Raw genomic sequence first — 24,115 nt, forward strand, 5'->3', positions numbered from 1 at the left:
ATAATGGTCCCCGGTTCGGCGTCAATGAAAGGACATTGTCATGGCTTTCGCATAAAATCATTCAGCAACGATAGGGGTGCCGCCACTGGGGGCGGATCCAGCCCCGCCTATAAGGGAGTCTTTACGATGTCCGCCCCGACGCCTTTCGACGCGCTGACGCCGCAGCCCGCCGATGTCCTGCTGTCCCTGATCGCCCTGTACCGCGACGACCCGCGGCCCGGGAAGCTGGACCTGGGCGTCGGCGTCTATCGCGACGACAGCGGCGCCACACCGGTGATGCGCGCGGTCAAGGCGGCCGAGGGCCGGCTGCTGGAGACGCAGGCCAGCAAGAGCTACCTGGGGCCTGAGGGCGACATCCGCTACACCGAACTGCTGCAGCCCATCGTGTTCGGCAAGGCCATGCCGGCCGACACGACGGTGGGGGTGCAGACGCCCGGTGGTACCGGCGCCCTGCGCCTGGCGGCGGAGCTGGTGAACGCCGCCCAGAAAAACGCCAAGAAGCCTGGGGCCAAGGTCTGGCTGGGCACACCCACCTGGCCCAACCACGCGCCCATCATGACCTCCGCCGGTCTGACCGTGGCCACGTACCGCTATTACGACCAGGCGACGCAGACCATCCTGTTCGATGAGATGATGTCGGCCCTGAAGGGTGCTGACGCCGGCGACGTGGTGCTGCTGCACGGCTGCTGCCATAACCCCGTCGGTGCCGACCTGGACCAGGCCCAGTGGCGGGCGGTGGCCGAGGTGGTGGCCGAGCGCGGCCTGATCCCGCTTATCGATCTTGCCTACCAGGGACTGGGCGACGGGCTGGAAGAGGATGCCGCCGGCGCCCGCCTGGTGTTGGACGCCGCCCCGGATGCCCTGGTGGCCTATTCCTGCGACAAGAATTTCGGGCTTTACCGGGAACGCGTGGGCGCCCTCTACGCCAAGGGCGGCACGCCCGCGCGCACCGCGCTGATGCGTTCCAACATCCTGCTGCTGGCCCGCGTCAACTGGTCCATGCCGCCCGACCACGGTGGCGCCCTGGTGCGCGTCATCCTGGATGACGCCGGCCTGACCGCCGAGTGGCGGACGGAACTGGACGCCATGCGCACCCGCATCAACCAGGTGCGCCAGGCCTTGGCCGCCGGTGACGCCTGGTTGGCCCCGTTGGGGCGCCAGCGCGGCATGTTCTCGCTGCTGCCCCTGTCGCCGGAGCAGGTGGGCCTGCTGCGGCGCGACCATGCCGTCTACATGGTGGGCAACGGCCGCGCCAACCTGGCCGGTCTGACGCTGGCCACCGTGCCGCAGTTCATCGACGCGCTGCGGGCCGTCCGTTGAGCGACGCGCCCGCGCCGGGTGGCATCCGCCCGCGGCTGACCCGGACGCCGGCCGGGGTGCGCTTGTGCGCGATGGCGGAGCTGGCGCCGCTTGGCGCCCGCAACTTCGTGCTGGAGATCCAGGGCGACCGCTTCCATGGCTTCGTGGTGCGGCGGTCACCGGCTATGTCGACCGCTGCCCCCACGCCGGCGTGCCCCTGGCCTTTACCCTGGACGACTACCTTGGCCAGGACTTGGCCGGCGGCGACGTCATCCGCTGCGGCTGGCATGGCGCCCTGTTCGACATCGATACCGGACGCTGTGTCGCCGGCCCCTGCCCCGGCCAGGGGTTGTTGCCCTGGCCGGTGGCGGTGCGCGACGGTTTCGTCGAGACGGCCTAGGGGACCCCGATCAGGCGGTTTTACGCGCCGGAGGGGTTTCGCCAACGGCCACACCCACATCCCTGGGGGCCTGCAGCTCGCGCAGGCGACGACGCCAGGCGTCGGCGATCTGCACGTCCAGGCCGCCACGCTCCGGCGTCCAGCCCAGGATCCGGCGGGCTTGGGTGGCGTCGCCGACCAGGGAGGGCGGGTCGCCCGGCCGGCGGGGTCCGACCTGCCAGGGAATGGGCAGCCCGGTCACCCGCTCCGCCGCCTCCATGACCTCACGTACGGAATAGCCGTTGCCGTTCCCCAGGTTCAGGGCCATGGAGGTCCCGTCGCTCAGCAGGTGCTTCAGCGCCAGGATGTGGGCCTGGGCCAAGTCGCTGACATGGATGTAATCGCGGATGCAGGTGCCGTCCGGCGTTGGGTAGTCGGCGCCATTGACCGTCAGCCCGTCCTTGCGGCCGAGGGCCGCGTCCAGCACGTTGGGGATCAGGTGCGGCTCGGGGTCGTGATTCTCGCCCAAATCACCGTCCGGGTCGGCGCCGGCCGCGTTGAAATAGCGCAGGACGACGGCGCGCAGGCCCCAGGCGGGTTCGCAGTCGGCGATGATGCGCTCCATCATTTGCTTGCTGGCGCCATAGGGGTTGATGGGCGCCTGGGGATGGCCCTCCGTGATCGGCACGCGCTGTGGCACGCCATAGACGGCGCAGGTGCTGGAGAACACCAGGTTGGTGACGCCGGCGTCGCGCATGGCCTCCAGCAGGCCGACGGAACCGGAGACGTTGTTGCGGTAATACAGCAACGGGTCGCAGACGGACTTGCCCACATGGGCATAGGCCGCGAAATGCATGACGGCGCAGGGATCATAGTCGCGCAGCACGGCGGTCAGCCGGTCCACATCGCCGATGTCGCCCACCTCCAGCGGGCCGTACAGCACGGCCTCCCGAGGACCGCGGCTGAGATTGTCATAAGTCACGGGGCTGAACCCAGCCTGGGCCAGCGCCTTGCAGGCGTGGCTGCCGATGAAGCCGGCGCCGCCGGTCACCACAACGGTGTCGCTCATAGCCTATTCCCTTCACAGTCTTCTCCCCGACAACTCGGGGGGCTTTTGATGGGTCCGCGATAAATCGGGGGCGGCGGATCAGGAGGCGGGGTGCGGTTGCATCCCCTTTTCAACGGGCGGCTTTTCCATCGGGGTCGCGGCCCGCCGGGCGAAAAAACGGCACAGGGCCCGGATCTCCTCACCGGCGACGAAGGTCTCGTCGGGCAGGGCCAGCAGGCGCTGCCGCTTGCGCTCGTAGTCCTCCACGGTCAGCTCCTGGAAGAAGCGGACCATGGTCTCTTCCAGCGGCTGGTCGAAGCCCCAGCCCACGTCGTGGCGCCGCACCAGGCGGTCGACCTCGAATCCCTGGACGCTGAGACAGGGCACGCCGAAATAACCGGCCTCATAGAAGCGGTTGGGCAACAGCCAGCGCGAATTGTGCTGGGTGTTCTCCAAGTCCAGCGCCCAGGCGAAGTCCACGCCGGCGTACATGTCGGCCAGCTCGCCCGGATGGTCGTAGCGGCCGCCATAGACGATGTTGGGGCAGGACTCCAGCGTCTTGAAGAAGCGCTTCTCATCCACCGTGGTCAGCACGCCGCGAAAGCGGATCTGCAGCCGGTCGGGCAGGCGCTGGGCCAGGCGGTGCATCAGGTCCACCGTTTGCTCCCCCCGGATCAGGCCAAAATAGCCGATCACCCAGGGGCGGTGCGGCATCAGGGGCTTGGCGCCAGCGGGCCTGGCGTCAGCCGCGATGGTGGCGGGGGCGGCGACCGGTTTCGGCCGCGCCGGCAGCCCGACGCGGGGCAGCTTGTTCTCCACCAGCAGCCAGGGGCCGCGGAACTTCTGCGTGGGCGCGTAGTAATGCCGATGGAAACCGGGGGACGACAGCACCAGCAGCTTCACCTGGGTCAGGCATAGCCGCTCCACCAGGCGCAACATGAAGGAACGCAGGCCGTGGGCCACGAACATGGGCTGGATGTCCAGCACCTCATACGCCACCTCCGCCCGCCGGCTGATGAACAGTTTCATCACCAGGGCCAGCAGCAGTTGGTCGATGTTGCGGGCGTACAGGATGGTGGCGTCGGTCAGGCGCGCGCGGTGGCGGAAGATGACGCGAAGGGCGCCCGCCAAGGCCTGCAGGCGATGGGCGTACTTGCCGTCCACGGTGCGGCCCAGCAGCACATGGGGCCAGGGCGGCCGATAACCACTGTTGTACCGCTCGCGCTCGAAGCCCAGAACCAGGACGGGCAGGCCGTTGTCCAGGAATTCCCGCACCCGCTTGATCGTGCTGACGTCGGTGATGTCCTGGGTCAGGAACACCACGCCGGCCTTGTCCGCCGGCGCGGCGCCCGACCCCACGCGCTGGGTCATCCAATCGCCCGGAACCTCGCCTTCAGAGGCGCCCGTCTGCGGCGGGGCGGGGGTGTCGGCGGGTGAAACGGCGGCGGTGGCAGCCTGACTATTTTCCATGAATGCTGCGCTGGGAATTCTTGACGTCACGGGGCGTCCCCATTAGCGGCCATTGCGAAGTAATTCATCATGGACCTGGGCGGATTTTCCGTGCTGTGACAAAACAGGGCCGCCTTATCATTAAAGGGCGTATGTCTTTTTTCCGCAGTGGTAGCCCCTGTGATTGAAATGAGGCAGATGAACCACCCCCGGTCACAGGTTGGTCACTGGCGGGTTAGACGTCGGTCTTGTTTGATTTCAATCACGACATCAGCGGGTTCGCTCGGCCCCAAGTCCTGTCCGGAACGCCTCGGGGCCGGACAGGTTCCAGGACGCGAAACCGCCGCCGGATTAACCGACCGGAGTGACCAAGGCCGTGGCCGCGCACATTCCCCTGTCCCAATCGCATCCGTCCGGGCGTCCCCCGCAGCCGCCGCCGGTTTTCGGTGGGCTTTCTGGGGAGGAGCCGCCCGTCCATCCATCCTTCGTGGAGGGCGGGGTCGGCGAGCGGCGCTTCGATCACGTGGCCATCACCTCGGTTTTCGGCGATCCCGCCCATCCCCGCACCTGGTCGGGCGCCCCGCGCAACCTGGGCGTGGCCTTGGAAAAGCTGGGCGTCACGGTGGAAGGCTTCCACCCCCACCTGTCCAAGACCTTCAAGATGGGTTTGGCGGCGCGCCACGTGATGGGCGGCTACGGCAAGTTGATGACGTCCGAACAGCTGTACCGCGCCGAGCCCGCCCGGCGCCACCTGGCCCGCCAGCTGGCGGCCAAGGCGGCGGAGCGCGGCACCCGCCACATCATCCACACCGGTGCGCTCGACCTGCCGGCGGTGGAGGCGCAGGCGACGGCCGATCCCATGTTCGACCGGGCGCACCGCGTCCACCATTATCTTTATTGCGATCACACCTGGGCGCTGGCGGCGGAGCACCGGCCGGACATCGCCGGCTACAGCGCCCGCGCCCTGGAAGCCTATGAGGAGCTGGAGCGGCGATCGCTGCACTGCGTCGACCATATCTTCACCTTCGGCCGCTATGTGCGTGACCACATCATCAGCCATTACGGCGTGCCGGCGGCGCGGGTGACGGCGGTGGGTTCGGGCATGGGCGACATCAAGCCCTATATCGGGCCCAAGGACTACGCCAAGCCCAAGCTGCTGTTCGTCTGCAAGCATCTGTTCCGGGAAAAGGGCGGCGAACTGGTCATCGAGGCCTTCCAGCAGGCGGTACTGCGCCGGCCGGATCTGACCCTGACCATCGTGGCCGATTCCACCGTGCGCGACCGGGTGCCGGAGCATCCGGCCATCGACTTCCGCTCCAGCCTGCCGTGGGCGGAATTGCAGGAGCTGTACCGCCGGTCCTCCCTGCTGGTGCAGCCCATGCTCAACGACCCGTGGGGGCAGGTCTATCTGGAGGCGCTGATATCCCGCACGCCTGTCCTGGGCTTGCACCGCAACGGGCTGCCCGAGATCACCGGCGACGGCCGATATGGCTTCCTCGCGTCGCGCGCCGATCCGCTGGTGCTGGCCGACCTTATCATCCACGCGATGTCCGACCCGCAGCGCCTGGCCGTCATGGGCGCGCGCGGCCAGAACCACGTGCTGGAAACCTACACCTGGGACCGTGTCGCCCGCGCTGTGCTGTTTCCCTGAGCGAGCGGAGGGGCCGCCGGTCACCCGGGCAAGGGGCGTCTAGAACAAGGGAAAGAAGCGCCCCCGCAACCAAAAAACCCTGAAAGAACAGAACTCCCAAGATTTTGCTGAACACAGCGATCAACCTTTTGATGAACGGAGCAGCGTATGTCGAATAGAACCGCGTTGATCACCGGTATCACCGGCCAGGACGGGTCTTACCTGGCCTCGTTCCTACTGGCTCGTGGCTATGTGGTCCACGGCCTCAAGCGCCGTTCGTCGTCCATCAATACCGACCGGCTGGACCACATCTACCGTGACCGCCATGAGGGTGGGTTCGAGTTTTCGCTGCACTACGGCGACATGACGGACAGCATGGTGCTGACCCGCCTGATCGCCGAGACGCGGCCGACCGAAATCTACAACCTGGCCGCCATGAGCCACGTGGCCGTCAGCTTCGAGATGCCGGAATACACCGCCAATGTGGACGCCACCGGCACCCTGCGCCTGCTGGAGGCCGTGCGGTCGCTGAAGATGCAGGACGACGTGCGCTTCTACCAGGCGTCCACCTCCGAACTCTACGGCGGCATCAGCAGCGAGCCGCTGTCGGAGACGACACCCTTCCATCCGCGCAGCCCCTACGCGGTGGCCAAGATGTACGGCTATTGGATCACGGTGAACTACCGTGAGGCGTACAACATGCACGCCAGCAACGGCATCCTATTCAACCATGAATCGCCGGAGCGCGGCGAGACCTTCGTCACCCGCAAGATCAGCCGCGCCGTGGCGGCCATCGAGCGCGGGCTGCAGAACTGCCTCTACCTGGGTAACCTTGAGGCCCGCCGCGACTGGGGCCATGCCCGCGACTATGTCGAAGGCATGTGGCTGATGCTGCAGCAGGACAAGCCGGACGACTACGTGCTGGCCACCGGCGAGGCCCACTCGGTGCGCGAGTTCGTGGAGCTGGCCTTCCATTGCATCGGCCGCCAGCTGGTGTGGCGTGGCGAAGGCGTCAACGAGCGCGGCTACTGCCGCCGCACGGGCAAGGTGCTGGTCGCGGTCGACCCCGCCTATTACCGCCCGGCCGAGGTGGACTTCCTGCTGGGCGATCCGGCCAAGGCCAAATCGGTCCTGGGCTGGCAGCACCGCATCGCCTTCGAGGAACTGGTGTTCGAGATGGTGAACGCCGACCGCGCCCTTCTGGATCGCACCCCCGTCAAGCAGTGGGAAGGACAGCACGATGCACAAGCCCCCTTACGAGCTGCGCAATAAGCGCGTCTGGGTCGCGGGTCACCGCGGCCTGGTGGGCTCCGCCTTGGTGCGGCGGCTGGAGCGGGAGGGATGCGACATCCTAACCGTGGGCCGCCACCACTGCGACCTGCGCAACAGCGGCCAGGTGGACAAGTGGATGAAGGATCTGCGTCCGGACGCCGTCTTCCTGGCGGCGGCCCATGTCGGGGGCATCCATGCCAACGACACCCGGCCGGCGGAGTTCATCTACGACAACCTGATGATCGAGGCGAACATCATCGACAGCGCCCACCGCTCGGGCGTGGAGAAGCTGCTGTTCCTCGGATCCTCCTGCATCTATCCGCGGATGGCGCCCCAGCCCATCCCGGAAGAGGCGCTGCTGACCGGCCCGCTGGAGCCCACCAACCAGTGGTACGCCATCGCCAAGATCGCGGGCATCAAGCTGTGCCAGGCCTATCGCCGCCAGTACGGCTGCGACTTCACCTCGGTCATGCCGACCAACCTGTACGGTCCCGGCGACAACTTCGACCTGATGGCCAGCCATGTGGTGCCGGCCCTGATGGTCAAGGCGCACAAGGCCAAGCAGGAAGGGGCCAAGACCCTGGAAATCTGGGGCAGCGGCACGCCCCTGCGCGAATTGCTGTTCGTCGATGACGCCGCCGACGGCATGGTCTTCGTCATGAAGCACTATTCCGAGGAGGGGCCGCTGAACCTGGGCAGCAGCCAGGAGGTCTCCATCGCCGAACTGGCGGAACGGATCTGCCGGGTGGTGGGTTTCCAGGGCGAGATCGTCCACGACCGCAGCAAGCCCGACGGCACGCCGCGCAAGATCATGGATAACAGCCGCCTGGAAGCCTTGGGCTGGCGGGCGCCGACGTCGATCGACGACGGCCTTGCCCAGACCTACCGCTGGTATGTGGAAAACATCGGCTCCGTCCGGGGCGCGCCGGTTGTCCATGCCTGACAGCGAGCCGTCGGGCGCCGGCTCTCCCCGGCGGCCGGGGCGTCGCCGCCAATGCCCGGTTCGGCGATTGCCCTCGCCGGGCCGGGCATTGGTTCCACCCCAACAACGGCGGTCCGTGCGTCCGGGCCACCGGTGAGAGGTGTTAATGCGTGATCGGAACGGCGATCTGAATACCGCCCACCTGATAGGGGACATCGGCCGCCGGGCGACCCGCGGGGGCACCGTCATGCTGGGGGCCCAGGTGGTGAAGCTGGTTGCCCAGTTCGGCTCCGTCATCGTGCTGGCGCGGGTGCTGGCCCCGCAAGAGTTCGGCCTTATCGCCATGGTCGGCGCCATGACCGCCCTGTTCGAGATCGTGAAGGAACTGGGCCTGTCCGCCGCCACCATGCAGAAAACGGACATCACCCACGAACAGGTCAGCGCCCTGTTCTGGATCAACACCGGCGCCGGCTGCCTCATCGCCGCCTGCCTGGCCCTGGGCGCCCCCGCCATCGCCCGCTTTTACGGGCAGCCCGACCTGGAGGCGGTCACCCGCTGGCTGGCCCTGGGCTTCGTCATGAGCGGCGCCACGGTCCAGCATTGGGCCCTTTTGCGCCGGCAAATGCGCTTCTCCGCCATCGCCATCGCCGAGACGGGCAGTGAGCTGATGGCCTTCGTCGTCGCCGTCGTCCTGGCCTTCCAAGGCTGGGGTCACTGGGCGCTGGTGGCGCAGCGCTTGGCCGCCCCGCTGCTGGTCATGACCGGCTGCTGGATCCTGTGCCGATGGCGGCCGTCGCCGCCCCGGCGGACGCCGGGCATACCGGAACTGCTGGGCTTCGGCCTGTCGGTCTCCGGCTGCGGTATCCTGGCCACCCTGGCCCGCAGCGTGGACCAGATACTGGTGGGTCGATTATTTGGCGCCGCCACTCTGGGGCTATACGAACGCGCCGCGCGTCTGGTGCTGGTCCCCATCAACAGCATCAACGCGCCGCTTTATTCCGTGGCCATGCCGGCCCTCAGCCGCCTGGTGGATGAGCCGCAGCGCTTCCGCCGGGCGTTCGGCACCCTGATCGAGCGGGTGGCCATGGTCACCATGCCGGCCGCCGCTGGTGCCGCCGTCGCCTCCGACTGGGTGACCAACCTGCTGTTCGGCCCGAAGTGGGAGGCGATGTCGCCCCTCATCACCTGTTTCGCCCTGGTGGCGGCCGTGCAGCCCACGCTGATGACGGCCGGCCTGATCTACCTGCCCCAGGGGCGGTCGCGCGACCTGTTGCGCTCCACCGCCATCGACGTGGGCCTGGCCATCGCCTCTTTCGTCGCCGGCATCCCCTATGGCGCCGTGGGCGTGGCGGGGGCCTACGCCGCCATCGGCCTGGTCGTGCGCCTGCCCGTCTGCTTCTACCTGGCGGCGGGGCAGGAGCCCGTCACCCAGCGCGATCTATACCTGCGCATCATGCCCTCGGTCGGGGCCTCGCTGGCCGTCGCCGGCGTCGTCTGGATCCTGAGGAACGGCGTGATGCCCGAGAGCCTGCTGGCGACGCCCCTGGTGGCGCTGGCGGTGGCCACGGTGGTGGGCATGCTCACCGCCGGGGTCGCCTTCCTGCTGATGCGGCCGAGCCGGGACGCCATGACCAGCGTGGTCCGCTCCCTGTTTTCCCGGCAGGCGCCGCAACCGGCACCGACGGCCTTCGCGAAGGAGGTGGCTGAATGATACCCGGTGCGTTGAGACGCGGTGCGAAACAGTTGGTTCGCACCGTCTGTCCCACGCCGATGATGCTGTGGCTTGAACACAAGTATTTCGAGCATTTCGGTGAAGCCGAAACCCGCCTGGTGCGCCATCTCTGCGAGCCTGGGCGCGACGCCATCGACGTGGGCGCCAATGAAGGCTGCTACATCCATTTCATGCGACCCCATGCCCGGCGCGTGTACGCCTTCGAGCCGGTGCCCTGGCTGGCGGAGCGCCTGGCGGCCAAGTTCGGTGACGACGTGGTGGTTTACCCCACGGCCTTGTCGCAGGCCTCAGGGATCGCCCGCCTGCACATTCCGGTGGTCGCGGGTCAGGCGGAGACCGGCCTATCCACCCTGTCGCCCACCGCGCTGGCCGACCAGCCGGCGCAGCGTGAGCTGAAGGTGACCTCCGCCCCCCTGGACGCCGTCTATTCCGGCGACGTGGCCTTCATCAAGATCGATGTGGAAGGGCATGAGGAGGCGGTGCTGGAAGGTGGCCGCGGGACCATCGCCCGCTCCCGCCCCCGCATCCTGGTGGAGATCGAGGAGCGGCACGCCCGTGGCTCCATCGGCCGCATTGCCCGCTTCTTCGACGCCATCGATTACCAGGGCTATTTCCTTTACCATAACAAGTTGCGCCCCCTGGATGACTTCGACGTGGCCACCATGCAGCGGCCGGAGGACATCCAGGACTACCGCCCTGGCTTGGCCCGGAGCCAGTTCGCCGACTATGTGAACAACTTCCTGTTCCTGCCCCGCCAGGAATCCCCCGGCACCCTGGCCAACATAGCGGCCGAGCTGGCGCAGGAGTAGCGGCCCGCGCCGGCCGGTGTTCGCGCGCAGGTTGACAAGAACAAACAAAGAACATACGGTGCTCTTCCAGCAACAGGGAGAGCGAACATGGATGGTTGGCAGCGTCGTTACCGCCTCAGCAACGGCCCCGGCGGCCTGGGCCTCAGCTGCACGGACGAGGGCCTGGCCCTGGCCGGCGTGCCCCTGCTGGCCAAGGGCGCCGGCGGCTACCAGGTCCGCCCGGCGGCCGAGGTGGCGGTTTTGCTCAAGCGCGCCTATCCCGGCGCTGAACCGGACGCCGCCGTGCTGCCCGGCCTCACCAAGATCGCCGACGCGCTGATCCGCGCCGTGCATTTGCGCCTGCCCGAGCTGGACTGGGACGCCGCCGTCCGGCTGGCGCGGGCCAACGACAACCTGGCGAAGTACAGCCCTGACCAGGCGCGGGACGATCATGGGTGCTGGACGGATGAGGGCGGGGCATCGCCGGAACCCGTCAAGGTTAAGCAGATGGAGGCCGGGGGTGCGCCGAATAAGCCTTCCATCCTACCCGAAGACAAGAACTCGCAAAATACGCGGAAAGTATGCGGGCAATATCCTATATATGAAAATAGGATACTTAGTCAGGCTGACGCCAAGAAGATGTTCGATGAAGAATTGGAGAATATGTTGAGGGCTGGCCTTATTTCAAAACAAGATTTTGATAGGTTTTCCTTTGTTCCGTGGTTCGCGGCGACTACGAGGAAAATGAATGATCCGTTGCTATCAGGATCAATGCGGGCGGCCCTTTCGCAAGCCAACGGATTGACGGGTGGATTCGTCGCCGGTGGGCTAACCGACCCGCGAACCAATACGTCGAAGATTTATATGTCTGCAGCCGCTGGCGCCGTAATACCAGGGCTGGGAAAGACTGATGCTAGACGGACTATGCAGTATGTGCTTCGGCACGAGTTATTTCATCAGCAGCACGGTGGAACCTGTGCGGGTGATGAAGAATGCTGCGCCGACGCTTTCGCAATTGCTAACATGCCGGAGAAGTGATTGTGAAAAAGTTGACAATAATTTCGATTAAGATGGCGGCCAATTTGATTGGCGCGGCGTCGTTTCTGGCGATTATATTAATAATATATAAGATATACACTCCATCAATCGGGGTTTTTGTGGATGATGCAGATGCGGCCGCTGCTGTGTTGGCGCGTGAATACTTAAAGGGAGAGAGGGGAGACTTTTATGTCTCAATCAATGGGCACGATATTGACGAAAAGACTAGAAATTCCATTGCGAATAACAATCTCATACTGCGCAATTTGAGCGAACTTCCGGAATGTAACGTATCTGATGATCGGAAGCAGGATCCATCATGCGAAGAAAAGAAAATCCTCCGTGCGGAATTTAAAGATGAGCCGATAGAAGATGTCGCGCTGGTAGATTTTACGAAGAATTTAAGTGGCGGTGGAGGTATCGTCGTGAAAATTGCGGGTAGATGGCTTCTGTTGAAAAGCCATATGAGTTATTGTTCATTAGAAACTAAAATAATTGAAGATTAATTGTATGCACACACTGTACAGAGATAGTTATCCCATGACATTTGCCCCTGTGTGAAGAACCTCCTGTCCGGCCCTTTGCCAGCCGGCCTAAGCGGACACCTTCGGCGCCCGGGGGACTTTATCAGCTATCGTGGCGGACAGGGCGTAGGCCGCCCGCATCATGGCGGCCGCGGCCAGCAGTTCCGATGGGCTGGGCGGCAGGTCGATGATGCCGCTGGCGATTTCGAACGGTGATGGTGATAGGGATGCTTCCGCCACGGCGGTGGTCGCGACCCCCGGAAAGTCTGGATCGGTGGCGGGGGAGGGGGCGTCGGGCCAGAGGTCCATGGGGGGGCTCCCTCTTTCGGGTTGGATTAGTGCAGGGCCGCCAGGGGCGGGATGGTGGGCGGGGCGGGCGGCAGGGCCGCAGCCGGCAGGATCACGGGCGGCTCCAGCGGGGCGGGGACGGGAGCCTCCGCCGCGCGCTTGGCCCGGGCGTGCAGCACGCTGCAGGCGCCGATGAGGAACAGCACGGTCCAGGTCTTGGGGCTGACATAGGCGCCGGACGCCTGGCCCAGCACCGCCCAGGACAGCCAGCACATCAGCACGGCGCGCACGCCCAGGGCGCGCAGCCAGCCGCTGATGGCCAGGATCATGACGATGCCGCCGCACAGGCCGAGATAGACCCAGTGCAGGAAGAAGTAGTTGATCAGCACCTCGTTGGGTTCGGGGATGTTCCACAGCGGGCTGAACGCGCCGGAGCGCAGAAAGACATCGGCGATGTTGTCGCTGACCAGCTGCTCGCCCGTCAGGCCCACGCCCAGGATGGGGTGGTGCTTCACCACGTCCACCGCCACCAGAAAGGGGCCGATGACGCGGTAGAAGAAGCTCTCGTCGTTGCCCGAGGCGATCTCGTGCAGGCGATTGGCGTAGACCGTGCTGCCCACGATGGCGAAGGCGGTTATGGCCAGGATGCCCACCGCCGCCAGCTTGAGGATGCGGGTGGCGGTGGACTGGCTGGCGTCATCGCTGGGGCCCAGTTCATGCAGCGCCAGCAGCAGCACCAGCAGCAGCAGGGTGGGGCCGGGCATGGCGACCATCGCGGCGCCCGTCATGGCCAGATAGCCCAGGCGCTTGTATTTCCAGTCGCTGGTCAGCAGCCAGGAAAAGGCGAACAGGGTGTAGGCGAAGGTGACGGCCGATGGCTCGGTCGTGAACAGCTTGGGCCGCACGCGGCCGTACAGCATCTCGTCCCGGATGTCGAACTCGTAGATGCCCTGGTGATAGATCGCCAGGCGCACGGCATCGCTGATGCGGTCCAGGCCGGCGTAGCTTTCCAGCAGGGTGCCGATGACGATGGTGACGATGAACACCAGCATCAGGCGCGAGAACGCGGCCGCCCCCGCCTCCACCACCGTCAGGAACAAGGCGTAGGAGATGACCAGCGAATACATCATCTGCAGCAGGCCTGTGGTGCGCTTGGACAGCAAATCCAGGCCTGGCGCGTAGAGGATGGAGGCCAGCAGCAGCAAGGTCACCCCGAGGAACGCCGCCAGGCCGGTGGGGGAGACGCGGTGCCGCCGGCGCCACAGCAGGATGACCCCGGCCATGCCGGCGATCGCGGCGGGGAACGGCACGCTGGGCGTGATCTGGATGGAAAAGCCGGTGTAGATGCCCAGCAGGAAGATCACCAGCAGGACCCAGTCGGTGCGGGCCATGCCCGGTCCGGGCGCCTCCACCCCCCAGGATCGCTGCGGCGCCCACGCGCCGATGTCAGGGGCCGTCCACTGGGTCGCAAGGGTCATCACTCTGCCTCGGGGCTTGGTGGCTACGGTGTCAGGGCCGGTCTTGTCACGGTGCGCCGGCTAGGGTCGGTAACGGGGCCGGCTGTTGCCGCCGATGGCGACCAGCGTGCCGGGGGGATAGGGCCGTGGCGGCGGGGGTGGGGCCGGTATGGGCGCCGGCGGCGCCATCTTCCGTTTGTGGGCCTCGGCATGCAGGATGCTGCAGGCCGCGATCAGCATCAGCACGGTCCAGGTCTTGGGGCTGACATAGGCGCCGGACGCCTGGCCCAGGATGGCCCAGCCCAGCCAGCACAGCGCCAGCGCATGGACACCCAGGCTGCGCAGCCAGCCGGTGATGGCCAGCATCAGCACCACGCCGCCGCAAATGCCCAGATAGACCCAGTGCAGCCAGAAGTAATTGGTCATTACCTCCTGCGGGTCGGGGATGTTCCACAGCGGAGAGAAGGAACCGGACCGCAGGAAGACGGTGGCGATGCTGTCGGCGATCATCTGTTCGCCCGTCAGGCCGATGCCCAGGATGGGATGGTTCTTCAGCACCTCCACCGTCACCAGGAAGGGGCCGATGACGCGGTAGAAGAAGCTTTCGTCGTCGCCGTTGGTGATGTTGTCCAGGCGGGCGGCGTAGACCGAACTGGCGATGATGGCGAAGGCGATCAGGGCCAGGGCGGCGACGGCGCCGATCTTGATCAGGCGCACGCTCAGCAGGGTGGGGGCGTGGTCCTCCCCCTTGGGTACCATCTCGTGCAGGCCCAGCAGCAACAGCATCAGCAGCAAGGTGGGGCCGGGCATGGCCACCATGGCCGCCGCCATCATGGCGAGATAGCCGAAGCGCTTGTATTTCCAGGTGCTGGTCAGCAGCCAGCAGAAGGAGAACAAGGTGTAGGAGAAGGTGACCGCGGATGGTTCCGACGTGAACAGCTTGGGCCGCACCTTGCCATACAGCAACTCGTCCCGGATGTCGGCGTCATAGACGCCCGAGGTGTAGATCTTCTGCCGCACGGCGTCGCTGACCGCGGCCAGGCCGGCATAGGTCTCCAGCAGGGTGCCGACGATAATGGACAGGATGAAGACCAGCATCAGCCGGCAGAAGGCCGCCGGTCCCGCCTCCACCACCGTCAGGAACAGGGCGTAGGAGATGGCCAGCGAATAGATCATCTGCAGCAGGCCGGTGGTGCGCTTGGACAAGAGGTCCAGCCCTGGCGCGTACAGGATGGAGGCCAGCAGCAGCAGGGTCACGCCCAGGAAGGCGGCCAGGCCGGCGGGTGAGATGCGGTGCCGCCGGCGCCACAGGAGGATGACCCCGGTGATGCCGGAAATGGCGGCGGGAAAGGGGACGTTGGGTGTGATCTGGATGGCGAAGCCGGTGTAGATGCCCAGCAGGAAGCCCACCAGCAACACCCAATCCATGACCCCCAGCGGCCGCCGCTGCGCGGTGCTGTCTTGGGGAACGGCGCCGTATCCCGCCCATTCGGTCCAGGTCGTCATGCCGCACTGATGGCCGTCAGCAGCTGCGGCCCCCTGCTGGTCCAGTGGAAGCTGTCGCGGCAGGCGCGATAGGCCGCGTCCTGCAGGTTGTTCAGGCGGTCCAGGTCGTCGATGGACTGGACCACGCCCATGGCCAGGTCTTCATGCCCGGGGTACAGAAGGATGCTCTCCTCCTGTTCCAGCGGCACGCCGGCCACCGAGCCCTTCAGGGCCAGGATGGGCAGGCGGTTGAAGACATAGTCCAGGACCTTCAGCTTGAAGCCGCCGCCGTTGCGTTCCGGCACCAGGGCGATGCGGGCCGCATCCATGTGGCGGCGCACGTCGTCCACCGTGCCGGTGAAGCGGGTGGCCAGGACACGCTTGCGCATGCTGGCCAGGAAGGTGGCGTCGCCGCTGCCCACCACCTCCAACTCCACGCCGTTGGCGGCGAAGATGGCGTCGGCCACGCTGATGAACTCTTCCAGGTTCATGCGCTTGGCGATCCAGTCGAAGCTGCCGACGATGACGGCGCGGCGGGGCAGGTCGCGGCTGATGGGCTTCTTCTCACGCTCCGTCGCGCGATAGCCCGGGGTCACCACGGCCATGGCCTTGTCGGGCCAGCGTTCGCGGTACAGGTCAGCGTCGTCGGGCGTGATCGCGGTGATCAGGTCCGCCTCTTTCACGATGGCGCGTTCCAGGTGCGTCACCTTGGCGGCGTCGAAACGCATGGCTTGGTGCTTCAGCAGGTTGGACTGGTTGTGCGCCAGCTGCGCCCGCAGCGACTCCTCGTGGTTGTGCGAGACGTAGACCAGCTTGGGCCGCTTGTGCCGGTTCGGGTACTGGCGCAGGAAATCCGCCAACGCCCACCCCGACCCCACGCCGTCCAGCACCACGCTGTCCCAGGATTGCGTGGCCAGCAGCCGGCGCAGCCGGGCGTGCATGTCCGGCGTGCCGCAGCGGTGGGCGATGTTGGGCAGGGGGGACCGCAGGCTGCTCCAGCGCGAGCGGGGCTTGTGCTCCGCCAGGTGCCAGGCGATGGCGCCGGCACCGGGCGTTTCCCTCACGCCGTCGGCGCGTTTGCCGTCCGGACGGCTCAGCCCCAGCACCGCCATGTCGGCGCCCGCTTGCGCCAGGCTGCCGATCAGCCCCCCGGAATAGATGTACTGTCCGTTATGGGGCGGGTCGGGGTCGGCCAGCGTGATCCAGAGGCAGCGCATGGGCTACGGTCCCTTCTGTGGTGGTATATCCCCGGCCCCCTCGGGCGCCGGGCGCGGGCATCCGCCCGCTTGGCTTCCTCAGTTTCCAGTCCACTGCGTTCCCCGGAACCTTCCGGCGGACGCGTCTTCATGTGAACGGGGCGCGTCCCACAACGGCACGAGGCGAAGCCTGATACCGTTGGTGTCAGTAGGCATTCTTGGTGAAAATGCTGCTGGTGATGGTGCGGGCGATGATTTTCAGGTCGCCCAGCACGGTCCAGGTCTCGATGTAGCGCAGATCGTGCTCCACCCGCTTCACGATGTGTTCCACCGTGCTGGTCTCACCCCGCCAGCCGCTGACCTGGGCCAAGCCGGTGATGCCCGGCTTCATGCGGTGGCGGCTGTCGTAGTGGGCGACGGCGTCGCGGTACAGCAGGCCGCCGGCCTTGGCCGACTGGGCATGGGGGCGCGGGCCGACGATGGACATCTCACCCCGCAGCACGTTGATGAACTGCGGCAGCTCATCCAGGCTGGTGCGCCGCAGGATGCGGCCCAGGCGGGTGATGCGGGGGTCGTTGCGCTGCGCCAGCTTCTCGGCGTTCGCGTCCGCCATGTGGTGATACATGGAGCGGAACTTGTACACCTCGATCAGTTGGTTGTTGTAGCCGTGGCGCTTTTGCTTGAAGAAGACGGGGCCCTTGCTCTCCAGCTTGATGGCAACGGCGATGGCCAACATGATGGGCGAGATCATGACCAGGATGATGGCGGCCAGCACCCGGTCCTCGACCGTCTTGGCAATGGCCCGCCAACCGGTCAGCGGGTGGCTCAGCAGGTCCAGCACCGGCGGCTCATCGCCAGCACCTTCGCGCCATCCGCCCGCTTGGCGGTGGATTTCCACCTGGTCCAGGCTGATGCCCACGTCCACCGGCGCCAGGCTCAGCTTGGCCAGGGCCGCGGCCAGCGCGTGGTTCTCGTCCGACAGGGGCATGGCCAGGATGACCCGGTCCACCCGGCCCTCGCGGATTTCGGTCAGCAGGTCGTCGAGGCCGCCGCGGATGGGATAGCCGACGCAGAAGCGGGCATGGCTGGCGCAGTTGTCGTCATAGACGCCCACCACATGGCGGTCATCGCGTGGATTGGCACGGTAGCGGCGCAGCAGGCGCTGGCCTTCCGGCCCCGTGCCGACAATGGCCACAGCCTGGGTCAGACGCCCGGCGCGCTGACAGGCGCCCACGGCCAGATAAGTCGCCAGGCGACCCGCCAGCAGGGCGCCCAGCGCCAGCAGCGACCAGATGGCCAGCCAGCTGGTCATGGGCGGATCGAAGGCGCCCAGCAGGTACAAAAGGGCCACCAGGCCGCCGGCGGCGGCGGCCCAGGCCAGGGCCAACGGCAGCAGGCCGTCGGCGGGCTTGCACAGGCGGTTCAGCTGGCGCGCGCCGGTCCAGCGCAGGGCGACCATGCCCAGCGCCAGGCCGATGATCATGACCAGGCCGAACAGGGGGCGGGCGACGGTGCCATCCGCCAGGGCGCCAGCGACCAGGCCGGTGGCCAGGATGGCCAGGGCGTCGACGGCGGCGGCGGTGCCGGTGATCACCTGCGGCGCCACGGGGCGGCCGCTGCGCAGGCGTTGGGCTTCCGTCACGGGCGCGGTGACCGTCTGGGTCTCCCGCAGGGTGACGAGTGGGGTGGAAAGGGCTTCGGACAGGGCTGGGGGCATGGGTTGGGTTCCTGAATGCGGCGACCGGTGGCCATGGCCGCCCACGCACGTGCGGCGGCAGGCCAAGGGTGGCTGATCATCAGCCGAGTTCGCCTAAATCAGGCCATGCCTGAATCAAGAAGTCCTGTGACCAAGCTGGGACTTTCTCGCACCTGCGGCAATCAAAGCCGGGCGTACCTCAATCAGGTGGTGCCCATGAGGCTGGAGAATATTTCGGAAGCGAAGTTCTGCGGGCTCTGATGGCGGATATAATTGGCCGCCGCCTCTTGGTCGAAATAACTGCGCGTATCGCTCTCAGATATATATTCTATACCTTTAGAGAGGATTTCGCTATCCGTCGTATCCAACGCGAGACCTAGACGATGGGTGCGGGCGAGGCAGCCCAACAGGCCCAGATCCTGGGTCAAGACCGGCTTGCCCGCCTGCGCCGCCCACAGCAGCACCCCGCTGGACCCGACGAAGCGTTGGTAGGGGGCCAGCACGACCGACGCCTCCTTGATCAGGGCGTTGATCTCGCCGCTGGTCAGGCGCCGGTCTTCCAGGTGTATCCACAGGTTGGGCTGGTCCTGGATCACCTTTTTCAGCGCCGCGTACACCTGGTCGCGCAAGGCCGGGTCGACCTTGCCGGCGATCATGACCGCCACCTTGGCCGCCGCCTCCGCCGGCAGCTGGCGCAGCGCGTCCAGCAGGGACAGCACGCCCTTGCGCTCGCTCAAGAATCCGAACAGCAGCAGGGTGACGCGGTCGGTGGGCATGCTGTCGGCCAGGGCCCGCTCCTCCGATGTCTCGTTCACGAAAGGATGTACCGGGTCGACCACGGTGCGCACCTTCCCCCCTGGCCGTAATGATCCTGGGCGTATGTCGGGAAATAGGGGTCCAGCGTCAGCACCCGGTGGACCGAGGAATTGCGCAGCATGAGAGGGTAGAGCAGGGCCTTGCGCGCGTCGCGCAGCCATTCCTTGAGGCTGGGCTCGTAACTGCCCAGGGCGCGATAATGGACGGACGGCCGGAAAAGGATGCCGCAGAGGCGGCGGCCCCGTGCGCCCAGCGAGAGGGCCAGCGGCAGGGTCAGGTGGTCCAGCGATAGGAAGTGACCGGCTTCTGAGCCCGTGCGCTCCAGATAGCGGCGCATGACCCACCACCGGGCGAAGCCGCGCACGGGCAACAGGGGATGGCGGCACAACGCCTGCTCCGACGGTTCCAGCGCCAGAACCTGGACGCGATCCTGGCGGCTGGCGGCGCCGTCGGCCACCAGCTCGTCATACAGCTCGCGCGCCACGACGAACGAGACGCGGTAGTCCCGCTTGTCCGCGACGGCGAAGTGCATCAGGTGTTTCAGCCATTCGCAGGGATGGCCTTCCGCGTCCGGCTCGAAAATGACGAAGGAGTGGGGGCCGCCGGCCGAGGGTCCGGCGTGGGTCCCCGCTGGGTACTTACTTGGCATAGAGCGCATCCAGTCGCCGGACCAATCCCCCTAGGACGTGGGACCGGGAATAATGCTGTTCCACGAAACGCCGGCCCCGGGCGCCCAGTTCCCGGCGCAGGCCCGGGTCCCGCACCAGGCGCAGCACGGCCTCGGTGAAGGCCGCGGTGTCGTGGGGCGGCACGCAGATGAAGGCGCCGCTGCGTTCGCGCAGATGCCACAGGGGGCTGTGCGGGTTGGCCGTGGTGACGAAGGGGCGACCCACGGCCATGATGTTGAAAATCTTGGATGGGATGGCGAAGGCGGCGGCCTCCGGTTCCTGTGGCACCAGGTGGATGTCGCCTTCGGTCAGGCCCTGGCGCAGCTGGTCGGGCGGAAGCAGGCCGGTGACGCGCACCCGGCGCAGCGCCCGCGCGGCGATCTCTTCCTCCAGGGTGGCCCGCATGGTGCCGCTGCCCCGCAGGATGATCTCCACGTCATCGGTTTGGCGCTGCAGCTCTTCCGCCATGGACAGCACCTGGCCCAGGCCCTGCTTCAGGCCGAAGTTGCCACTGTACAGCAGCCGGGCGGCGATCTTGGGCGCCGGGGCGATGGCCGGGCTGTCGTTGGCCGCCACCATCGGGGCGTCGGGGTACAGGCGATCAGTGTCGACCCAGATGGGCACGACCTCGATATCCTGCGTGACACCCAGCTCCCGCAACTGTTCCGCCATGTGGTCCGTCAGCACGACGATCAGGTCCACCCGGTTCAGCACCGTGCGCTCACACCAGCGCATCGCCCTCACCAGGCCGCCGCTGGACACCATGTTCAACCCCCGGGCCATGCCGGACTGGATGTCATGGATGATGGCGACATGGCGGCCGTCGCGCCGGCGGACCAGGCATCCCAAGGCGACGGTGAGGATGGAGGGGCAGAGGCTGATGACCAGGGGCTTGGGGCGCAACCGGCCGGAGGCCCGGGCCCACAGCCCCGCCAGCAGAAAGCTGGCCTCGGCCAGGATGCGGGCCTTGGCCGACCCCTTGCGGGGGATCATGGCCCGCAGGCGCTCCACCCGCACGCCGTTCAGCACCTCGTGACCGCCCTTGAAGTCCTTGTACTGGGTGAAGACTTCGTTGCCCGGATAATAGGGCAGGCCGGTGAACACCGTGGTCTCACAGCCCAGCCGGGTCAGCCATTCCGCCAGATCGGCGCACTGCGGGGCGGAGCCGATCAGTTCCGGCGGGTAGGCGCGGGTCAAAAGGGCCGCCTGGGGGGAGGGGACGGAGGAAGGAGGAAGATCCATCCCTTTCACCCCCTCCGGCGGCAAGTCACGCAGGGCCTCTCGCTCCATGGCGCTGTCCTCTAATGTGGATCAGCCGAAGTGATCGGCCAGGGGGCGGGCGTAGTCGTAGTTCAGCGAGCGTAGCCGTACTGGCGGTAGCGGCGCGGGTCGACCCGGGACATGATCACGCCGGTCAGGTCGCACTGCACTTCCACCAGCTGGCGCAGGGCCTGTAGCGCGGCGTTGCGGCGGGTGTGGTCCCAGCGCACGGTGAACAGCACCTTGTCGACCATCCGCGACATGGCCAGCACCTCGGCCCCCACCAGCACCGGCGCCGTGTCGATCAGCACCAGGTCGTAGTTCTTGGCGAAGGTCTGCAGCAGGACCCGCATGCGGTCGGACGTCAGCATGCGGGTGTCCTTGGACGTCCAGTGGCCGGCGGTGATCAGTTCCAGCCCCGACAGGGTGTCGTGGTGGATGCAATCGTCCAGCACCACGCTGTCATCGGTCAGCAGCGAAGCCAGGCCGTGCTTGTTCGACACGTTGAACAGCTTGTGCTGCGAGGGGGAGCGCCAGTCACAGTCGACGATCAGGATGCGTCGGCCGTGGCTGGCCAGCAGCCGGCCGAGGGCGGCGATGATGACGCTCTTGCCTTCGCCGGGGGCGGCGGAGGATAGCAGCACGGTGCGGGGGCTGTACTCCAGTTCCGACAGCTCCAGCGCGATGTGGATCTTGCGCAGCGTTTCGGCGAAGGGGGACACAGGCTCGCGTAGCACCTGGGCGGTGGGCGATTTGCCCTTCACCTCCGGCACCAGGGCCACGACCGGGATGCCCGTGGCGCTTTCGATCTGGCTGCTCTGGCGGAAGGTCTGGTCGGCTTCCTCCATCAGCAGGGCGATCAGCATGCCGGCCACGGCGCCCACCAGGGTACCCAACAGCAGGATCAGGGCCTTGGGCGGATAGCTGGCCGACACCGGCGGGGTGGCGCGGGAGATGACCCGGGCGTCCGGCGCCTCCAGCTGCTGGCGGCCGATCAGGCGCTTCTCTTCCGTCAGCATGGTTTCCAGCAGGTGCCGGTTGACGGCGGCGTCGCGCTCCATCGCCTCCAGATGGATGGCGTTCTGGTTGTCGGAGCCCAGGGAACCCTTGGCCTCGTTGAAGTCGCGCAGCACGGCCTGGTAGCGGGCGTTGGCCGTGCGGGCCACGTTCTGTAGGCCATTGATGATGCCCTGCATCTCCGCCTTGATCTTGCGCTGGGCGTCGGCGATCTGCGCCTTGGCGTCGGTGACCTGCGGATGCTTGTCGCCGTAGGTGGCGGACAGCTGGGCCAGCCGCTGCTCGGCGGCGGCCTGCTGCTGCTTCAGCGACTGGATCAGCGGGTTGTTCAGCACCTCCGGCACGCTGTCGCCGGTGATGCCCTGGCGCATCAGGTTCTGGGCGTCGTTCAGGTGCGCTTCGGCGTCAGCCTTGGCGGTCTGGGCGGTGATCAGCTGGGTGTTCAGCTCCGTCAGGCGCTGGCCCATGATGCCGGTGCCGTTCTGCTGATCATACAGGCCGTACTGTTTGCGGTAATCCTCGATGGCCTTCTCGCTGTCCTCGACCTGTTTGCGCAGGTCGGCGATGCGGCCCTCCATATACTCTTCAACCCGGCTGGCGGTGCCGACCTTCACGTCGCGCTGCTCGGCCAGATAGGCGTCGGCGACGGCGTTGGCCACCAGCGCGGCGGTCTCCGGATCACGGGTCGTCGCCTGGATCTTCAGCACATCCGAACGGCCGACCGTGGCGATGTCCAGCTTGGACAGCAGGATGTCGACCGTGCGGTTGTTGATCATGGCGGCCGTGCGGGCCTGCTGGTCCGGCGTTTCCGGCGGCTTGGCCTTGGGCTTGGTCAGCCATTCCGCCACGCTGGTCGGCAGCAGCCGCGCCCAGGCCGGGATCTGCGGCGCCGCTGTCCTGGCGTCCGGATTGAACTCCGGATCGTCGTTCAGGTGCAGCCGGTCGACCACCTTCTGGGCCAGCTCGCGCGACTGGGCCACCAGCCCCTCGCTCTGCACCCGCTCGGCGTTGAAGGTCATGGACGCCATGGTGGGGCCGATGCCTTCCAGCGAGGGCTGGGGCACGCCCACCAGCACCCGGGACTCCGAGGTGTAGCGCGACGGCATGCTCCAGCCGACGATGCCGGCGAGAAGGGCGGTGCCGATGGTGCAGGCCAGGACCAGGCGCCGGTGCGCCCAAATCTTGCGATAGGTGTCCAGCACGTCCCGCTGCTGTTGCTGCGGCGGAGGCATATAGACGGGGCGGGGGGCCGGCGGGGCGGCGGTGAGGCGCCGGGGGAGGATGGGACCACCACCCAGGGCGCGGGGCTGCTCGGGCAAAGTCATCAGAAATAGCGCTCCCGGACTGTGATGACGTCACCGGGCTGGACCGGCGTCGTCGGTTCGGCGTCGACCTGGGTTTTGCTGCCGTCCTTGGCGGTGCGCTGCAGACGGAAGTCATCGTCGCGGGCGCGGTAGGTGAACCCGCCGGCCAGCGCGACGGCGTTCAGCACCGTCATGCCGGAGACGTAGGCGTAGCTGCCAGGGGTCTTGACCTCGCCCAGGATGTAGAAGGGCCGGTAGCTCAGCACTTCCACGCTCACATGGGGGTTCTTGATGTAGTTGGGGGACAGGCTGCCTTCCAGCGCCTTGCCCAGCTGGCCCGCCGTCAGCGAGCCGGCGTGCACCTGGCCCACCAGGGGGAAGGACAGGGTGCCGGTGCCATCGACGGCGTATTCGCCGGACAGGTCCTGCTGGCCGAACACGGTGATGCGAACCCGGTCGCCCGGGCCCAGCTGATAGTCGGCGGCGGCGACGCCACCACCACCCACACCGGGGCTGGCGGGCGCACCGGGCTTGGACGCCGGGTCGTTGCTGGCGACAGCGCCCCCAGCGGTGACGTTCGGCGCCGGCGGCTGGCCGGCGTTCTGGGCGTAAGCCGTGTAGGGAAGCGCTAGGGCCCCGGCCACGACGGCCAGGACGGCCAGCCGGGGTGAGGATTTGCGGGAGAGGCGGGAAGGCAGCATTCCGGCACCTTCTGCTTGATCGGAGGCGGCCCGGCCGCCAAGGCGCCGGGCTCTCGTTTGTGGGTCTGGTGGTGACGGCCCGTTTTCGTGGGGCTCACACGATAGTTTTATCAAAAGTGGGGGGCGGCGGTTGTGATCAAACGGGG

General features: G+C 66.9%; 21 protein-coding genes. 9 read left to right on the top strand and 12 right to left on the bottom strand.

Translation table 11 applies throughout. The annotated features are described in order from the left end of the window. Positions 1 to 126: 126 nt before the first annotated feature. Both UAA55_RS15605 and UAA55_RS15610 read left to right on the top strand, forming a co-directional pair. On the top strand, positions 127 to 1,320 hold the full coding sequence (locus UAA55_RS15605; RefSeq protein ID WP_322953851.1) for an amino acid aminotransferase: 1,194 nt from the start codon (positions 127 to 129) through the stop codon (positions 1,318 to 1,320). Positions 1,321 to 1,510: 190 nt separating this feature from the next. Then, positions 1,511 to 1,699 carry a Rieske (2Fe-2S) protein gene (locus tag UAA55_RS15610; RefSeq protein ID WP_322953852.1) on the top strand — a complete coding sequence of 63 codons (189 nt, stop codon included), beginning with the start codon at positions 1,511 to 1,513 and terminating at the stop codon, positions 1,697 to 1,699. A gap of 10 nt (positions 1,700 to 1,709) precedes the next feature. Here the strand turns inward: UAA55_RS15610 and galE are convergent, their stop codons facing one another. Beyond that, positions 1,710 to 2,747, bottom strand: coding sequence for a UDP-glucose 4-epimerase GalE (gene galE, locus UAA55_RS15615; protein ID WP_322953853.1), 1,038 nt, complete (start codon positions 2,745 to 2,747; stop codon positions 1,710 to 1,712). Between the two features lie 78 nt (positions 2,748 to 2,825). Beyond that, positions 2,826 to 4,196, bottom strand: coding sequence for a glycosyltransferase family protein (locus tag UAA55_RS15620; RefSeq protein ID WP_322953854.1), 1,371 nt, complete (start codon positions 4,194 to 4,196; stop codon positions 2,826 to 2,828). A 343-nt stretch (positions 4,197 to 4,539) separates the two neighbouring features. Here UAA55_RS15620 and UAA55_RS15625 point away from each other — a divergent pair, with 343 nt between their 5' ends. The 7 genes from UAA55_RS15625 to UAA55_RS15655 all read left to right on the top strand — a co-directional run bounded on the left by UAA55_RS15625 (position 4,540) and on the right by UAA55_RS15655 (position 12,063). Continuing rightward, a complete protein-coding gene (locus UAA55_RS15625; RefSeq protein WP_322953855.1) occupies positions 4,540 to 5,826 on the top strand; it encodes a glycosyltransferase family 4 protein in 1,287 nt (428 codons plus the stop codon). A 147-nt stretch (positions 5,827 to 5,973) separates the two neighbouring features. Further along, a complete protein-coding gene (gene gmd, locus UAA55_RS15630) occupies positions 5,974 to 7,077 on the top strand; it encodes a GDP-mannose 4,6-dehydratase (protein ID WP_322953857.1) in 1,104 nt (367 codons plus the stop codon). Further along, positions 7,046 to 8,020, top strand: a complete 975-nt coding sequence (gene fcl, locus UAA55_RS15635) for a GDP-L-fucose synthase (protein WP_322953858.1) — start codon at positions 7,046 to 7,048, stop codon at positions 8,018 to 8,020. The genes gmd and fcl overlap by 32 nt, the downstream gene beginning before the upstream one ends. Positions 8,021 to 8,165: 145 nt before the next feature. Next, positions 8,166 to 9,710, top strand: a complete 1,545-nt coding sequence (locus UAA55_RS15640; protein WP_322953859.1) for a lipopolysaccharide biosynthesis protein — start codon at positions 8,166 to 8,168, stop codon at positions 9,708 to 9,710. 32 nt (positions 9,711 to 9,742) lie between these two features. Continuing rightward, entirely contained in the window at positions 9,743 to 10,540 is a 798-nt protein-coding gene (locus UAA55_RS15645; protein ID WP_322953860.1) for an FkbM family methyltransferase, read from the top strand. An 87-nt stretch (positions 10,541 to 10,627) separates the two neighbouring features. Next, entirely contained in the window at positions 10,628 to 11,557 is a 930-nt protein-coding gene (locus UAA55_RS15650) for a hypothetical protein (RefSeq protein WP_322953861.1), read from the top strand. Between the two features lie 2 nt (positions 11,558 to 11,559). Continuing rightward, complete coding sequence (locus UAA55_RS15655) at positions 11,560 to 12,063, top strand: hypothetical protein (RefSeq protein ID WP_322953863.1); 504 nt, start codon at positions 11,560 to 11,562, stop codon at positions 12,061 to 12,063. Between the two features lie 87 nt (positions 12,064 to 12,150). On the opposite strand, the gene UAA55_RS15660 is transcribed toward UAA55_RS15655, so the two are convergent. From UAA55_RS15660 to UAA55_RS15705, 10 genes are all read right to left on the bottom strand, one after another. Next, positions 12,151 to 12,390 carry a hypothetical protein gene (locus tag UAA55_RS15660; RefSeq protein ID WP_322953864.1) on the bottom strand — a complete coding sequence of 80 codons (240 nt, stop codon included), beginning with the start codon at positions 12,388 to 12,390 and terminating at the stop codon, positions 12,151 to 12,153. A 26-nt stretch (positions 12,391 to 12,416) separates the two neighbouring features. Continuing rightward, positions 12,417 to 13,847 (bottom strand): hypothetical protein, encoded by a 1,431-nt coding sequence (locus UAA55_RS15665; protein ID WP_322953866.1) that lies wholly within the window; start codon positions 13,845 to 13,847, stop codon positions 12,417 to 12,419. A gap of 60 nt (positions 13,848 to 13,907) precedes the next feature. Then, a complete protein-coding gene (locus tag UAA55_RS15670; protein ID WP_322953867.1) occupies positions 13,908 to 15,332 on the bottom strand; it encodes a hypothetical protein in 1,425 nt (474 codons plus the stop codon). Next, positions 15,329 to 16,528, bottom strand: coding sequence for a glycosyltransferase (locus UAA55_RS15675; RefSeq protein ID WP_322953869.1), 1,200 nt, complete (start codon positions 16,526 to 16,528; stop codon positions 15,329 to 15,331). The genes UAA55_RS15670 and UAA55_RS15675 overlap by 4 nt, the downstream gene beginning before the upstream one ends. 184 nt (positions 16,529 to 16,712) lie before the next feature. Then, positions 16,713 to 18,224 (bottom strand): undecaprenyl-phosphate glucose phosphotransferase, encoded by a 1,512-nt coding sequence (locus tag UAA55_RS15680; protein ID WP_322953870.1) that lies wholly within the window; start codon positions 18,222 to 18,224, stop codon positions 16,713 to 16,715. A 182-nt stretch (positions 18,225 to 18,406) separates the two neighbouring features. Next, positions 18,407 to 19,018: a glycosyltransferase gene (locus tag UAA55_RS15685; RefSeq protein WP_322953871.1), complete on the bottom strand. Its 612-nt coding sequence runs from the start codon at positions 19,016 to 19,018 to the stop codon at positions 18,407 to 18,409. Next, a complete protein-coding gene (locus tag UAA55_RS15690; protein ID WP_322953872.1) occupies positions 19,015 to 19,668 on the bottom strand; it encodes a hypothetical protein in 654 nt (217 codons plus the stop codon). The genes UAA55_RS15685 and UAA55_RS15690 overlap by 4 nt, the downstream gene beginning before the upstream one ends. Then, positions 19,658 to 20,929 carry a glycosyltransferase family 4 protein gene (locus tag UAA55_RS15695; RefSeq protein ID WP_322953874.1) on the bottom strand — a complete coding sequence of 424 codons (1,272 nt, stop codon included), beginning with the start codon at positions 20,927 to 20,929 and terminating at the stop codon, positions 19,658 to 19,660. The genes UAA55_RS15690 and UAA55_RS15695 overlap by 11 nt, the downstream gene beginning before the upstream one ends. Positions 20,930 to 21,039: 110 nt before the next feature. Next, positions 21,040 to 23,289, bottom strand: coding sequence for a GumC family protein (locus tag UAA55_RS15700; RefSeq protein ID WP_322953875.1), 2,250 nt, complete (start codon positions 23,287 to 23,289; stop codon positions 21,040 to 21,042). Continuing rightward, the gene (locus UAA55_RS15705; protein ID WP_322953876.1) at positions 23,289 to 23,969 is read right to left on the bottom strand and encodes a polysaccharide biosynthesis/export family protein; all 681 of its coding nucleotides are present in this window, start codon (positions 23,967 to 23,969) and stop codon (positions 23,289 to 23,291) included. The genes UAA55_RS15700 and UAA55_RS15705 overlap by 1 nt, the downstream gene beginning before the upstream one ends. Between the last annotated feature and the right edge of the window lie 146 nt (positions 23,970 to 24,115).

This window comes from Nitrospirillum guanabarense (assembly GCF_034653355.1).
Taxonomy (GTDB): Bacteria; Pseudomonadota; Alphaproteobacteria; order Azospirillales; family Azospirillaceae; genus Nitrospirillum.

Coding starts and splice junctions, on each gene's coding strand:
- UAA55_RS15640 (WP_322953859.1), top strand. CDS start 8,166: ATGCGTGATCGGAACGGCGATCTGAATACCGCCCACCTGATAGGGGAC.
- fcl (WP_322953858.1), top strand. CDS start 7,046: ATGCACAAGCCCCCTTACGAGCTGCGCAATAAGCGCGTCTGGGTCGCG.
- UAA55_RS15605 (WP_322953851.1), top strand. CDS start 127: ATGTCCGCCCCGACGCCTTTCGACGCGCTGACGCCGCAGCCCGCCGAT.
- UAA55_RS15705 (WP_322953876.1), bottom strand. CDS start 23,969: ATGCTGCCTTCCCGCCTCTCCCGCAAATCCTCACCCCGGCTGGCCGTC.
- UAA55_RS15690 (WP_322953872.1), bottom strand. CDS start 19,668: ATGCCAAGTAAGTACCCAGCGGGGACCCACGCCGGACCCTCGGCCGGC.
- UAA55_RS15700 (WP_322953875.1), bottom strand. CDS start 23,289: ATGACTTTGCCCGAGCAGCCCCGCGCCCTGGGTGGTGGTCCCATCCTC.
- UAA55_RS15670 (WP_322953867.1), bottom strand. CDS start 15,332: ATGACGACCTGGACCGAATGGGCGGGATACGGCGCCGTTCCCCAAGAC.
- UAA55_RS15680 (WP_322953870.1), bottom strand. CDS start 18,224: ATGCCCCCAGCCCTGTCCGAAGCCCTTTCCACCCCACTCGTCACCCTG.
- galE (WP_322953853.1), bottom strand. CDS start 2,747: ATGAGCGACACCGTTGTGGTGACCGGCGGCGCCGGCTTCATCGGCAGC.
- UAA55_RS15695 (WP_322953874.1), bottom strand. CDS start 20,929: ATGGATCTTCCTCCTTCCTCCGTCCCCTCCCCCCAGGCGGCCCTTTTG.
- UAA55_RS15675 (WP_322953869.1), bottom strand. CDS start 16,528: ATGCGCTGCCTCTGGATCACGCTGGCCGACCCCGACCCGCCCCATAAC.
- UAA55_RS15650 (WP_322953861.1), top strand. CDS start 10,628: ATGGATGGTTGGCAGCGTCGTTACCGCCTCAGCAACGGCCCCGGCGGC.
- UAA55_RS15660 (WP_322953864.1), bottom strand. CDS start 12,390: ATGGACCTCTGGCCCGACGCCCCCTCCCCCGCCACCGATCCAGACTTT.
- UAA55_RS15620 (WP_322953854.1), bottom strand. CDS start 4,196: ATGGAAAATAGTCAGGCTGCCACCGCCGCCGTTTCACCCGCCGACACC.
- gmd (WP_322953857.1), top strand. CDS start 5,974: ATGTCGAATAGAACCGCGTTGATCACCGGTATCACCGGCCAGGACGGG.
- UAA55_RS15665 (WP_322953866.1), bottom strand. CDS start 13,847: ATGACCCTTGCGACCCAGTGGACGGCCCCTGACATCGGCGCGTGGGCG.